General features: G+C 43.1%; 9 protein-coding genes. 6 read left to right on the top strand and 3 right to left on the bottom strand.

All coding sequences use genetic code 11. The annotated features are described in order from the left end of the window. Position 1: 1 nt before the first annotated feature. Genes AAA970_RS08290 through AAA970_RS08300 form a run of 3 tightly spaced genes read right to left on the bottom strand, consistent with a single transcriptional unit; the run spans position 2 to position 3,167 of the window. A complete protein-coding gene (locus AAA970_RS08290) occupies positions 2-1,165 on the bottom strand; it encodes an efflux RND transporter periplasmic adaptor subunit (protein ID WP_338236726.1) in 1,164 nt (387 codons plus the stop codon). Positions 1,166-1,182: 17 nt separating this feature from the next. Next, the gene (locus tag AAA970_RS08295) at positions 1,183-2,550 is read right to left on the bottom strand and encodes a TolC family protein (protein ID WP_072159048.1); all 1,368 of its coding nucleotides are present in this window, start codon (positions 2,548-2,550) and stop codon (positions 1,183-1,185) included. Then, on the bottom strand, positions 2,547-3,167 hold the full coding sequence (locus AAA970_RS08300; RefSeq protein WP_338236727.1) for a TetR/AcrR family transcriptional regulator: 621 nt from the start codon (positions 3,165-3,167) through the stop codon (positions 2,547-2,549). Before AAA970_RS08300 ends, AAA970_RS08295 begins: the two co-directional genes overlap by 4 nt. Positions 3,168-3,515: 348 nt before the next feature. Here AAA970_RS08300 and AAA970_RS08305 point away from each other — a divergent pair, with 348 nt between their 5' ends. The 6 genes from AAA970_RS08305 (at position 3,516) to AAA970_RS08330 (ending at position 12,657) form a co-directional block, all read left to right on the top strand. After that, positions 3,516-4,301, top strand: a complete 786-nt coding sequence (locus AAA970_RS08305; RefSeq protein ID WP_338236728.1) for an alpha/beta fold hydrolase — start codon at positions 3,516-3,518, stop codon at positions 4,299-4,301. Positions 4,302-4,508: 207 nt separating this feature from the next. Beyond that, positions 4,509-5,450 (top strand): ribose-phosphate pyrophosphokinase, encoded by a 942-nt coding sequence (locus AAA970_RS08310; RefSeq protein WP_053405091.1) that lies wholly within the window; start codon positions 4,509-4,511, stop codon positions 5,448-5,450. Between the two features lie 149 nt (positions 5,451-5,599). Beyond that, a complete protein-coding gene (locus AAA970_RS08315; RefSeq protein ID WP_338236729.1) occupies positions 5,600-6,178 on the top strand; it encodes a 50S ribosomal protein L25/general stress protein Ctc in 579 nt (192 codons plus the stop codon). Between the two features lie 125 nt (positions 6,179-6,303). Further along, positions 6,304-6,864, top strand: coding sequence for an aminoacyl-tRNA hydrolase (gene pth / locus AAA970_RS08320; RefSeq protein ID WP_053405093.1), 561 nt, complete (start codon positions 6,304-6,306; stop codon positions 6,862-6,864). A gap of 311 nt (positions 6,865-7,175) precedes the next feature. Then, positions 7,176-11,744 (top strand): Ig-like domain-containing protein, encoded by a 4,569-nt coding sequence (locus AAA970_RS08325; protein ID WP_338236730.1) that lies wholly within the window; start codon positions 7,176-7,178, stop codon positions 11,742-11,744. Between the two features lies 1 nt (position 11,745). Next, on the top strand, positions 11,746-12,657 hold the full coding sequence (locus AAA970_RS08330; RefSeq protein ID WP_338236731.1) for a PorP/SprF family type IX secretion system membrane protein: 912 nt from the start codon (positions 11,746-11,748) through the stop codon (positions 12,655-12,657).

Consider the following 12,657-nt stretch of genomic DNA (forward strand, 5'->3'; position numbering starts at 1 on the left):
TTTATTCTCCACTGTCTGCAGTTGGGCGAATAATGGAAAGAATTGTATTCTCTGCAGCATCACGATAACCTTCGGTAATCAAAACATCCCCGGTTTCCAGCCCGGTAGCAATCTCCGTTTGGCCACGGAAGGTCTTGCCTAACTCCACACGGGCTTTTTTCGCCACTTCTTTCCCTTCATCTTTGCCGACGATAAAAACAAAGTGCCCTTCATTATCTTTTTGGATCAATTTGGTGGGGACCACCACCGCTGAGTCATTGGTGTAATCCGTGGCCTCAATCACCGCTAATAGATTGGGCTTCATTAATTCATCCATTTCTTTCAGCTTGACCTCCAAAGAAAATGTCCGGTTATTTTTATTGATGACCTGACCTACGCTGCTTATGGTAGAGGTCAGAGATTTGTCCAGAGAAGGAAAGTTCACGGTGACCTCATCTCCCCTGTGGAATTTCCCCAAATAGCGCTCTGAAACTTCCGCAGTAATATACATATCAGAATTCCCCGTTAATCGCATCAGTGGCATTCCCGGCTGTACAATCTCTCCCGTTTTGGCCAATACCTGATCCACCTGCCCAGAAAATGGCGCTTTAATATAGGCCATGTCCAATTGGGAATTCAAAGTAGCGAGTTTACGCTGTAGGCTTTCAAAATTGTTTTTAGCCTCCAAATACTGGACCTCCGAACCTACATTCTTGTCCCATAGGGATTTCCGTTTCGTGTACATCTTTTCTGCAAACTCCAATGAAGTTTTCACCTCCGCAATGGAGTTTTCCAACTGTTCAGCATCCAGATGCATCAAAAGCTGCCCTTTTTTTACTCTTGCTCCTTCATAAGCATGTATTTCCAACAACCGCCCCATCATTTCTCCGGAAAGCATCACATTCTTACGCGACTGCACTTCTCCCCGAATATCAATTTTATGCTGAAACTCCGTAGGGTTTACCGGTAAGGTGGCTACATTCAAACGATTTCCGCTGGCATTGAAGGCATCCGGATCTATTTTCAAGATCTCCTGCTCCAAAGCACGAATTTCTTCCTTTTTACTCACCAGCTCTTCTCTGAGACCGGCTAATTCCGCTTTTTTTCCTTCCAGGGAATCCTCATTGGAACCGCAGGCGGCCATGGCGGCCAGCATTCCCAGGGTCAAATAAGTAGTATATTTCATGATAGTTGATATTTCGGTTATCGGTTGTAAAGGCGGCCAACGGATTTTTCCAGGTTCACCTTATTCAATAAGGCATCGTATAGCGCATTGAAGTAATTGACTTGAGCAGTGACATAGGAATTATTGGCATCTACCAGCTCCAGATTCGTTCCTACGCCTTCCTGAAATTTCAAACGCGTGGTTTCATAAACATCCTCTGCCAAATCCACATTTTCCTGCTCAATATTCAGTTGATCAATAGCCGTAAGTAAATTCGCCTTGGACTGGAAAATTTCATTATCGATGGCCTGCATGGTCATGTTCCGGTCAATTTCGATTTGCTGCAATTTGATTTTCACCTGTTGTGCTTTATGGCGCTTCATTAAACCATCAAAAATGGGAATCTTCATTTGTAAACCCACAATACCATAGCCAAACCAGCTTTCTGAAAAATCACCAAGATCGCTAATTCCATCCACCCCGGCATTATATCCCATATTACCTATGGCGTATAAATTGGGCAGGTATTGCGCATTGACGTTTTTGAGTTCATAACGGCCTAATTCTTCCCGCACATCGAGAATCTGCATTTCCACACGGTCTCTGGGATCGAAAGCCAGATCCGCATCCAGAATGGTCGCGTCAAAATTTATATTGTGAATGGTATCGGTTACCACCACCGGTTGGTTAACATCCAGCCCCATATTAAATGTGAGTAGACGCACAGACAATTCAATCAGTCTTTGAGAACTTTTCAGCGAAGCCCGCACATTATTATAAGAAACTTTGATGCGATCCACATCGATTTTTTCGGCAAATCCCTCCTCATACATTGCCTGCGTTTCCGTCAGAAGCGTATCCAGCCGACCCAGATTTTGCTCCACCAGATTGAGTCTTTCCTTGTTTATTAATACCAGGTAGTACGCTTTCTTGACCGATTCCACTACATCGATCTCCTGACGATACAAATCTTTTTCTGATAATTCCACATAAGTTCGGGCGGCCTCCAGGCCTACAAAAAATGACCCGTCAAAAATCAACTGACTCACGGTAATGCCGGCAGCAGCATCATAGGGCACCCCAAACTGCACCGGAACATTCCCCTCAGCAGGATTACCGTCCTCATCCGGAGGAAGAAAAAATGCTGCAGGAACAAAGGAAGTCCTGATCGCAAAATTATAGTTCGCATCAATTTGCCCGTTGACCTGCGGCAGCCCAATCGACAGCGTTTCTTTTACTTTATAATCGGAAGCATGTACTTCCAGCGCCGCCTTCTGAACGTTTTGGTTATTTTTTAAGGCAATTTGAATGCATTGCTCAAGGGTCACCGGTTGGCCGGAAAGGTTTTCCTCCGCCCGGACGAGTGGCCCAAAAAGCAAAAGGAGCAACATAAGCGGTAGTCTCATGATTTATTGTTATGGTTTTCTGTATTGTTTTTTAGTTCCTGATAGATCTTTCTTCCCTGACCGGTGAGGATTCCATGCATAAAGTGATCGAAGAGCTGATCGCAAACATGATTGTATTCAAACTCTGCCCGGGGAAAAATATCCGGTTTAAAAATGTATTCGAATTGCTCCATCCGAAGCTTAGCAATGATTTGTGGATCCAAATCTTCCCGAAAATACCCCTCTTTCATTCCCTGCCGAAAAAAATCCGCTATGGAATGGGAGATGCAATGCTTTTTAAATGAAAGGTAATGCTCAAATACCTTGGGGTAATACCGTTCCATCTCAAAAATCACAATCGGATTTGTTTGAGAATGCATATTGCGGACATACTCCGAAATATTATAAAAAGCCTCCACCGCATTATCGGCCTCCCGAATGGTTTCCTCAATTAAAAGTTCCTGCTTTTTCAGTTCCTGATCCAAAGCAGCCGTTAGCAAGGCTTCTTTATTCGGGAAAAACTGATAAAGTGTCTTTTTGGAAATTCCTAAAGGCCTTGCGATTTCATCCATGGTGACCGACCTAATCCCTATTCTACTGAAAAGGTCATAGGCCAACTCAATAATGCGATCTTGCATAATCAGGATTTTGATTTGATTTGGATTAATAAAGCATTAAAGAAACGCTCGAAACTATGGGATTTTACAGCGTTTCCAAAGTTTTTGTTTTAGTTTTGTAGATAAAGTTTCTCTATAAGCTGATTTTATCACCAAAACCAATAAAACCCTGCCATTAGCGCAAATCCACCTGCCCTTACCGGATGAAGGTAATTTAATGTACATTTAATCTTTTGCCTAATGATAAAAGTTATGTTATTGGAAATTATAGGTTAAAAATCCCCTCATAACCTACTTCGGTATAACACTTTAAAATACCGGTTCGTGTGAGGGTTGGTAATTCCAAATGCATAGCATAACTTTGTTCGGATGACTCATTTACACTTTGAGAAAAAAGGAAGCGGAAAGAAAATTTTTATCACCTTCCATGGCTTCGGACAAAGCGCACAAGCCTTTGAAGGGCTGGAAACATTTTTTCCGCATTACACCTTTTATCATTTCGATCTTTTTTTCCATGGTAAAAGCCAGTTACACCGGGATAAAGAAGAAGTCAATCAAAGCTTATGGAAAGATTTATTGACTGAATTTCTGGAAAAAGAAGAAATAGATCGCTTTGATATAATGGGCTTCAGCATGGGCGGGAAATTTGCCCTGATGACTACCGTCCTCTTCCCGGAGAAGATTGATCAGATCACCCTTTTAGCTCCGGATGGCATTAAAACCAATTTCTGGTATTCCATGAGTACGCAGCCAAAATTTTTTCGTAATATTTTTCGATATACCGTACATCATCCCAAACCTTTCTTCCGCTCCATCAAATTTTTGCAAAAGGTAAAACTCCTGCATCCCTCTGTGGTTCGTTTTGCCAATAGCCAGATGCGATCCAGAAGGCAAAGAAGGCAGGTATACCTTTCCTGGGTCAAATTCAGAAACATCAAACCCCGCTTAACTTTGCTCGCCAGCAATATTAACAATCATGGCATAAAAGTAAAATTTATAATAGGGCTTCATGACAAAATCATCCCCCGGGAAAACCTCCAGCCACTGCTAAAATATTTGAAATCTGATCCTGAAATAGTATTACTTGATGCCGGACATCATCATTTAATCGCTTCCTACATTGCTCATTTGCATCAGATACAAAAAAAGCCTTAACCAGCCATCCGGTGAAAGCAGAAAGAGGTCCTTAGCCATTTATTTGGGCGAAAAATGGTATTTTTCTCTGACAGCCTGCATAAATTTAATATTTTTCTTACCTTTGCAGCGCTATTGATAACACAAAGGATCAATCTGCTGATGATCTTGTTTTTATACAAATTCAGCTTCAGGTGATCCCCATCCCTTGAACATATTCATTCAAAAATGTCTGCGGTAAAAATCTTCTCCGGTACTGAATCCAAATATTTAGCTGAAAAAATCGCCCATCAGTATGGCACTGATTTAGGTGATGTTAAGATCAGCAAATTTAGCGATGGTGAAATGTGCCCTGCTTTCCAAGAGTCCGTTCGTGGCTGTGATGTTTTCATCATTCAATCTACTTTCGCTCCTTCTGACAACATCATGGAGGTATTGTTAATGGTAGATGCAGCGCGTCGAGCTTCAGCAAAATATGTAACAGTAGTTGCTCCCTATTTTGGCTATGCACGTCAGGATAGAAAAGACAAGCCAAGAGTTCCAATCGCAGCGAAATTAGTAGCCAATTTGCTTACCGCTGCGGGTGCGGATCGTATCATGACTTGTGATTTGCACGCCGGACAAATTCAGGCTTTCTTCGATATCCCTGTGGATCACCTGGAAGGTGCTTCTGTTTTTGTTCCTTATATTGCTTCCTTAGGTTTAGAGAACTTATTGTTCGCTGCTCCTGATGTGGGAGGAACCAAGCGTGCACGTGATTTGGCGAAAATCTTCCGTTCTAATATGGTGATCTGCGACAAGCATCGCGAGCGTGCCAACGAAGTTGCTTCCATGCAGGTGATTGGTGACGTTACTGGTGCAGATGTAATCATTGTGGATGACATCATCGATACAGGAGGGACCCTATGCAAAGCAGCAGACATCCTGATTGAAAAAGGTGCTAATTCGGTTCGTGCCGTTATTACTCACCCTATTCTTTCCGGTAAAGCATACGAAAATATCCAAAACTCTAAATTAACAGAGTTGGTGGTCACCGATACTATTCCACTGCGTCAGCAATCGGATAAAATCAAAGTATTGTCAGTAGGAGAATTGTTTGGAAAAGCGATTCGTAAAATCCACGACAATGAGTCGATCTCCTCTCTTTTCATTAAAGGATTGTCGATCTAATCGGATCTGAAAAATATCTCCAGAAAACCACAGGTATTTTTATTAAATCCTGTGGTTTTTTATTGGAAACTTACGATATTTGCGAGCCTGTTTGAAAGCGCTATGTTTTTAAGCAGTTTCATATTTTATAATTTTAACAATTTATTATCATGCAAACTATTGAGGTTGTAGGGTTTAAAAGAGCGAACCTTGGTAAAAAAGATGCAAAAGATCTTCGTTTAGAAGGTAATGTTCCTGCTGTACTTTACGGTGGAGAAGAGCAAGTTCACTTCCACGCTCCTGCGTACTTATTCCGTGACTTGATCTACACTCCAAACGTATACTTCGTAACTTTGAACATCGAAGGAACTGAGTACAAAGCGGTTTTGCAAGACGCACAATTCCACCCAGTATCAGAGAACTTGATGCACGCTGACTTCTTGTTGTTGAACGACGAGAAAGAATTGAAAATGGAAGTTCCTGTTATTTTCGAAGGTCAGTCTCCTGGTGTAGCAGTTGGTGGTCGTTTGGTAACTAAATTGCGTAAGATCAAAGTGAAAGCTTTGCCAAAAGATATGCCTGAGAACATCAAAGTGAACATCTCTGGTTTAGAATTAGGTAAATCTATCAAAGTAGGTGAAGTTCCAATTGAAGGTGTTGAGGTATTGAACAACCCATCAATTTCTATTGCAACTGTAGAAATTCCACGTGCATTGCGTTCGAAGCAATCACAAGAGGATGCAGAATAATTTTTCTGCACTTAAAAATATTAATCCCTCCGGTATCGGAGGGATTTTTTTTGTTCAAAAAATTTCAGTCCGGTAGTGAAATAGCACTATTTTTGAAAAAATCTTCGAAAATCATTTAATCTAACATGAAATATCTCATCGTAGGATTGGGCAATATTGGGCCTGAATACGAACTCACTCGTCATAACATCGGCTTCCTAACTTTGGATCGACTGGCAGATGCCAAAGGAGTAGAATTCAAATCGGATCGATTGGCGTTTAAAACTGAATACAAATTCAAGGGAAGACACATTCACCTGATCAAACCCACTACTTATATGAATTTAAGCGGGAAAGCCATGCGCCATTGGATGAATGAGCTAAAAGTTCCAAAGGAAAATGTTTTGGTAATTGTGGATGATTTAGCACTTCCTTTCGGAAAATTAAGAATGCGGGCTAAAGGTTCTTCTGCTGGTCACAATGGCTTAAAAAACATTGAAGAGTTAACCGGTGGACAAAATTATGCCCGATTGAAATTTGGCATTGGTGATGAATTTTCAAAAGGGAAGCAAGTGGATTATGTTCTTGGCAAATTCTCAGAAGGTGAATTCGCCGAACTACCCATTGTAATGGACAGGGCTATTGAAATGATTCACGGTTTTTGCAGCATCGGCATTGGCAGAACGATGAATCAATATAATGACTAAGAAGGAAGCCCCAAGGCTTCCTTTTTTATTCAAAGCCCGATTACCCAAATGACGCATACTTAATTCAGGGTTGAGGAGGAAGGTGGCTTAATTCCCATAATTCGAGCGTATTTCACCGAAACAGATGAATAAGCAGAAAGCAAGCTCAGCCAAATTGGGTTTAACCGGAAAGCCCTTAGTATAAGCAAGACAGGGAAAGGTAATTCATAAAAATTGAAATTTTTCTTCAAAAGGCACATCAGCCAATAACATCTCCACCTCAACCTAAGCCCCTCAAATACTCGTTGTTAGGAATGCTAACCTAACACAGTATGATTTTTATAAGCTCAATAGCCCCAAGGCCAATACTTTATTGGCTTCTTTGCGTTTTTTTGCTTTCCAGCCCACTCAGTGGCCATTCCCAAGAAAATCAAAACCTTTCGGGAATTATCAATGAATATGGAGAAGTGCTGGGCATCAATACCCAAAAATGCAAATTAAAAATCACCAATCCGGAAGGCTTCGCTGCCGGGGACAAGATTATTATCCATCAATCCAAAGGCGCAGAGATCATCCGAACGGAATCTGAGGCCTATGGAAATATTGACCAACTCAACAATGCCGGGAATTTCGAAATGGGAACGGTATTGGCCGTACAGGGAGACTCTCTCTTCCTCACCCATAAACTTCTGCGGGATTATGACCCCGGTTTCGGGCTCCAAATTGTTGGAATTTCCCCCCTTCAAAATGCAACCATAAGCAGTGAAGTCACGGCTCAACCATGGAATGGAACCACTGGTGGCATTGTGTTTATTAAGGCTACCGGTACCCTCACGCTAAATGCGGACATAGAAGTGGACTCCCTGGGCTATTTGGGTGGACGAATTACCCGCGGCACCAGCCAGGACAATGTGAACACCTATGGAATATCAGGCAGAAACAGTGTCTTAGGTGCTGAAAAAGGCGAATCGATGGCCTACCCTTTTGACAAAGATGGTTTGAATTATAATTATGGAAGAGGTAAACTAGTGGCAGGAGGCGGTGGAGGAAACAACCATAATGCCGGTGGTGGCGGTGGTGCTAATTACGGAGCAGGAGGAGAAGGCGGTCGTGCCTTACAAACTGACCGAAGAATTACGAATGATAATGACAATACGGGTACTGTGCCCGGAGATTTAATTGGAGGAAAAGGAGGATTAGCCTTAAGCGCTCTTTATTCCAGTCCCTCCTTTAATAAAATATTCTTTGGTGGTGGCGGAGGAAGTGGCCATCAAAATTCAGGAAATTCTGATTTTAAAAATCGTCGACATTCCGCTGGGAAAGCAGGAGGTGGAATCGTCATTTTGAGTGTGGAAAGCTTGGTCACTAATGGAAAGGCCATTCATGCTAATGGGGGCTCCTACCCCCTTGCGGCTGATGTAAGATTAGATGAAAGCAATCTGTCCACGATCGATAACGCTTCTGGCGCCGGAGGTGCCGGAGGTACTGTGGTCATTGAAACCAAGGGAATTATTGGCACACTAGAGGTGGAACTAAATGGCGGACAAGGCGGCCATACCTATAAGGGAAATGCACTGGACGCCTATGGCCCTGGCGGTGGAGGGGGAGGGGGAGTCCTCTCCCTGGCGCGTTCAGAGTTTATTTCCAACATCAATGCCTCCTATATTGGAGGGGAAGCCGGGACCATCCATCAGGGCTCACAACTTTTTGATCTTGACAATCATTATGGAGCCTTAGGAGGTACACAGGGAGGCTTTGCCGTAGGTATTACCATTTTAGAAGGTACCATTCCCTGCAATAACGCCCCGGAAGCCAACGACGATTTTGGAACTACCGGTGCCAGCACCCCTATTTCATTAAATTTTCTCCAAAATGACCACTCGCTGCTACCCGTTACTTTTGAAATATTAAATCATTTCAATTACGGCAATCTGAATATCACCGACAGCATGCTGACCTACAGCCCAGTGGATAATTTTATAGGAAATGACACCTTGGATTACCAAATATGTGTGGGAACAGGAGAAAATGCCACCTGTGATCCCGCAAAAGTAGTGATCACCGTCATTCCACTGGAAGCCCCAAAACTGAAGGATAAATCCTATTCCTTAACAGAATTTGGACCTATCGAGATCAACCTTTCAGAATTGGTGGATGAAATACCAGCCAACTATAGATTAACCGTTTGCGAGGATCCCGTTTCCGGTACTGTCAATATTATCGATAATAATATTATCCAATACCTGCCTAATTACACCACCACTTCAGGTCAGGATTTGATCTGCTATCAGCTTTGTGTGAATGAAGGAACCGCTGATGAAGCCTGTTCAGAGGCACAAATCATCATCCCCTTTGAATATGAAATCACGGTCGCGGCGCAAAATGATGAAAGCCAGATTCCGCAAAATGGGACTGTCTTAATCGATTGTATTGCCAATGATATCATTCCTGATGACGGCTTTAGCCTGAGCTTATGTGATGAAACCACCACCTTAGGTACCGCCACCATTACCGCAGACAATAAAATCAACTATAGCCCTCCTACCGGCTATACTGGCACAGACATTATCTGTTATACGCTATGCAATAGTGACAATTCCATTTGCCAGAGTGCCGTCATTCAGGTGGTTATTTCCGGGCCGGATCCGGCTCAACTCACTGATGACTTCCTGACCACTCATTACAATACGGCCTTATCCGCTGATGTGATCATCAATGATATTATCCCGCAAGGTTATGATGCGCCCACGCTTTGTTCCACACCCATTAACGGAACTGCCTCATTTTCCGGTAACAATTTACTCTATACGCCCAATAATGGATTTATTGGGAGGGAATTAATTTGTTACCAAGTTTGTGAAAGTGGCAATGCAAATAATTGTTACACCGGAAATGTAGTGATTGATGTTTCTCTAGACCCCAATCAAATCCCACAGCTTTACCCCATTTCCATTGATGGACTTCCTAATAATGTGGATTTAGTATTTAATTTGCTCGATCCGGTTTACAACTTTATTCTTCCGCCAAATTTCTCAATAACCATCATCAGTCAACCTGCTCAGGGAAGTACTACTGTAGACAATAGCGCAGGCACCATCACCTATAACCCGGAAGGAAGCAATCCGGGGCTGGCTCAAATTGTCTACCGGATCTGCAATACTGATCCGGATTATAGCGATACGGTCTATTGTACTGAAAATGTACTGGCGATCAACATAATTCCACCAGCGGTGGATTTAGTCGCCGAAGTGGATGCCACCGTCATCAATCAGGGAGACACCGCCATTCTTGACCTGATCGCCAACGACATCATCAATGGCTCTCCCCTGGCCAGCATCCAACTCATTACCGGTACCAATAATGGAATCGTCACTTTAAATGGAAGTGAACTCCAATTTATTCCCAATGGGGATTTTATCGGTACGGAGATTTTAACCTATGGCATTTGCAATGAAAATGGAGATTGTGACGAAGCCCTCATCCTTATTGGGGTAAACCCCGTCACCAATGTAGTCGCCAATGAAGACTTTGTCAGTACCCCTGCCCGAAAGGTAGTATCAGTAAATCCATTGGCCAATGATAATTTCCCGAATCAGGTAAACATATCGATCTGTACAGACTACCCTCCTCAGCATGGAGAGGTACAGTTCAATGCCGATGGAAGCTTTATTTATACCCCTGATGACAACTTCTTCGGCACAGATGTATTCTGCTATGAAATCTGTGATCAGGACATAATGACCAATTGTGACAAAGCTTTTGTTTTCATCACAGTTGAAGCGCCCATAGATTTAAATGCCCATACAGATGAAGTCAGCTTACCGGTAGGCGGAACTATTCAGATTCCGGTATGGCAAAATGACCAAATATTGGAGAAAGACATTTCTTCTATCTCCCTATGTTCCACGCCCTCAGAAGGTACTGCCAAAGTGGAGGGCAACCATATTCTATACACCGCCAGTGAAACTATATCGAGTCAACCCATCCTATTCTGTTACCAAATTTGCGATGTTTTTGGCAGATGCGCTAACGCCTATGTGGTCGTCAGTTTAGTCGGCGAACCAGAAGACTACCTCTTGCAGGATGATGTGGTGCAACTCCCTCCATCCACCACCTCCACTATTAATGTCTTAGAGAATGATGAGCTACCCGCCTCCTTCTCTCTCATCCTCTGTTCTACAGATTTCCCCGGAAGCATCAGAATTCTTCCCAGCCTGGAAATGGAGTACACCCCGGAAGAAAATTTCACCGGAGAAGTATCGGTATGCTATGAAGTATGCGAGCAAGTCAGGGGGCAATCCATACAATGCCGGACCGCCCAGTTAAGGATATTGATTGACGATGGTTTAGTGGCTAATGACATCAGTTACAATACTACTTTGAACACCGCAATCAATATTAGACCATGGGAAAACGACAACTACTTTGGGCAGGAGAACGGAGATTTGCCTGCTTACTTTGAAATCATTCAAAGACCTGAAAATGGAGGCTTATTCCCCTCCTCTGACTTCATAACCTATACACCTGATACCGCTTTTTATGGCACAGATGAATTTACTTATCGAATTTGCCTGGCGCCGGATAGCGACCTCTGTGACTCAGCTCGTGTGACGATTGTGATTGAAAACACCGTTAACATCACCATTTACAATGCCCTTTCTCCCAATGGGGATGAAATGAACGAAGTGTTCTTCATTGAAAACCTGGAAAACTACCCGAACAACAGCCTATTGATTTTTAATCGTTGGGGGGAAAGAGTGTTTTCCACCGAAGGCTATCTCAATGATTGGGCAGGAACAGATGACAGTGGCAGGTCATTGCCTGACGGCACCTATTATTATGTGCTCAGGATCATTAGTGCAAACAAAGAATTTTCTGGTTTCATTTCCATCCAACGTTAATATGAAAAGCTTAATCCTACTTCCCTGCTTGTTGTTGTGTTCGCTTTTCGCCTTTGGACAACAGGAACCCATGTACACCCAGTACTTGTTCAATGGCTTGATGTATAATCCTGCCTATGCGGGCAGCCGGGCATCCCTATCCGGCATATTATTATTCCGGCAGCAATGGACAGGGCTCGAAGGTGCTCCTTCCACCCAAACGCTGAGCGCCCATGGCCAGGCGACCAAAAGAATGGGACTTGGTGTCAACCTATACAATGACATGATCGGAGTAAACCGCACCACCGGAATGAATGGCAATTACAGCTATTCTATCCCCTTCAATAATAAGCATCGGATCCGACTTGGCGTTTCTGCCGGCATTATTCAGTATAACAATGACTGGGACAAATTAAATATTAAAGACCCCGATGACCCCATGTTCGGCTTGAATAAAGAGTCCTTTTTCCTCCCTACCATTGGGATGGGCGCATATTACAGTAGTGATGTCCTCTTTGTTGGGGTTTCCTTACCTCAAATGCTCCAACACCGGCTGGATAAAGAAAACCCACAGGCAGAAGCCAAATTATTTAATCACCTGTACCTTACACTGGGTGGAATCATTCCATTAGGGATGCGCTTTAAACTCAAGCCCTCTACCCTGCTGAAAAAAGTAAGTGACCGCCCCTTTCAGGCGGATCTCAACCTGACCGGTATCATTGATGATTTGATCTGGCTAGGCTTTACCTATCGTACCAACGATGGTATCGCGGCCATGATTGAACTCCATCCTACCACCAACTGGTGGTTTGGCTATGCCTATGATTATCCCATCACCAAACTCAATGGGCAGCAAAATGGCTCCCATGAGTTTTTTATCGGTGTTGATCTGTACAGAAAGCAAGAAACCATTTTGAGCCCAAGATACTTTTAG

The sequence above is a fragment of the Persicobacter diffluens genome (genome assembly GCF_036244895.1).
In the GTDB taxonomy this organism is placed as follows: domain Bacteria; phylum Bacteroidota; class Bacteroidia; order Cytophagales; family Cyclobacteriaceae; genus Persicobacter; species Persicobacter diffluens.

Bases quoted from the DNA above. Each gene is read 5' to 3' on its own strand.
- AAA970_RS08290 (WP_338236726.1), bottom strand. From the start codon at position 1,165: ATGAAATATACTACTTATTTGACCCTGGGAATGCTGGCCGCCATGGCC.
- AAA970_RS08295 (WP_072159048.1), bottom strand. From the start codon at position 2,550: ATGAGACTACCGCTTATGTTGCTCCTTTTGCTTTTTGGGCCACTCGTC.
- AAA970_RS08300 (WP_338236727.1), bottom strand. From the start codon at position 3,167: ATGCAAGATCGCATTATTGAGTTGGCCTATGACCTTTTCAGTAGAATA.
- AAA970_RS08305 (WP_338236728.1), top strand. From the start codon at position 3,516: ATGACTCATTTACACTTTGAGAAAAAAGGAAGCGGAAAGAAAATTTTT.
- AAA970_RS08310 (WP_053405091.1), top strand. From the start codon at position 4,509: ATGTCTGCGGTAAAAATCTTCTCCGGTACTGAATCCAAATATTTAGCT.
- AAA970_RS08315 (WP_338236729.1), top strand. From the start codon at position 5,600: ATGCAAACTATTGAGGTTGTAGGGTTTAAAAGAGCGAACCTTGGTAAA.
- pth (WP_053405093.1), top strand. From the start codon at position 6,304: ATGAAATATCTCATCGTAGGATTGGGCAATATTGGGCCTGAATACGAA.
- AAA970_RS08325 (WP_338236730.1), top strand. From the start codon at position 7,176: ATGATTTTTATAAGCTCAATAGCCCCAAGGCCAATACTTTATTGGCTT.
- AAA970_RS08330 (WP_338236731.1), top strand. From the start codon at position 11,746: ATGAAAAGCTTAATCCTACTTCCCTGCTTGTTGTTGTGTTCGCTTTTC.